Raw genomic sequence first — 1,051 nt, 5'->3', positions numbered from 1 at the left:
CCGGCACCGGGCCACCGGTGTAGCCCGAGAGCGTCGTGCCGACGATGTCGGCGCCCGCCTCGACCGCCGCCTCGGCGTCGGCGAAGGTCGCACTGTCGGCCATGCTAAGACAGCCCGCCGACCGCGCCGCGTCCGCGAGGCTCGCGACCGAAGCCAATCGCCCCTGTCGCCGCGTGGCGTCGAAGGCGACGATATCGGCGCCCGCCTCGGCAAGGTCGCTGACGTCGTCCGACCTCGCGGTGATGATGACCGGCGTTGCGGGATCGATGCGCTTGATCAACCCGATGATCGGCAGGGAGGTGACCATGCGCACGGCCCGCAGGTTGGCAAGGCCCTCGATCCGGAGCCCTTGCGCGCCACCGGCCTCCGCAGCACGCGCGAAGGCCGCGACGATCGCGGGACTGTCGAGAGGTCCGCCCGGGACCGGCTGGCAGGAGACGATCAGGCCATTCTTGAGGTCGGACAGCATGGAGCGTGCGGTTCACGGAACGGATGACGATCGCCAAGACTAGGCATTGAAAAACCGGTATGCAACCGGTACTTTTATGGCCTACGAGAGTTCGACGAGGAGGTCGTAGAGATCGCCCCGATAAAGGCTGTGGCAGAACTCGACCGTGTCGCCCGCCTCGTTGAAGCAGCGCCGCTCCATGTCGAGCAACGGAGCGCCGGGCTGCACTCCGAGCCGGTCGGCCTCGGCGCGGCCCGCGACCGTGGCACGCATGCGCTGCAGCGCGCGCACCGGCACCGTGCCCCGCCTTTCGAGGGCGGCGTAGAGCGAATCGTCGACCATCGATGGATCTGGCAGAAAGCGCACCGGCACGATCGACAGTTCGAGAGCAATCGCGACGTCGTCGGCGGTGCGCAGGCGCCTCAGCCGGCAGACCGGCGCACCGGGCGACAGGGAAAGGGCGAAGGCCTCCGCGGGCAGAGCGGGGCCGGTCTCGCGGCCGAGCCAGATGCTGCCGGGACGGAGACCGCGCGCCCGCATGTCCTGCGAGAAGCCCGCGAAGAGCGACACGGGCTTTTCGACCCGATGCGCAACGGCCGTTCG

General features: G+C 69.5%; 2 protein-coding genes. Both read right to left on the bottom strand.

Features of this window, described 5'->3' with window-relative positions:
• Positions 1-469: hypothetical protein (locus M8523_RS36355; protein WP_282589653.1), on the bottom strand; the 469-nt coding region annotated here is incomplete at its 3' end.
• Between the two features lie 81 nt (positions 470-550).
• The coding region (locus tag M8523_RS36350; protein WP_282589652.1) for a GntR family transcriptional regulator at positions 551-1,051 on the bottom strand (501 nt) is incomplete at its 5' end.

It is taken from the genome of Lichenifustis flavocetrariae, from assembly GCF_026130545.1.
GTDB classification, from domain to species: domain Bacteria; phylum Pseudomonadota; class Alphaproteobacteria; order Rhizobiales; family Beijerinckiaceae; genus Lichenihabitans; species Lichenihabitans flavocetrariae.
Note: the sequence above shows the minus strand (reverse complement) of the source record. Positions and strands in the feature narration are given on the sequence as shown.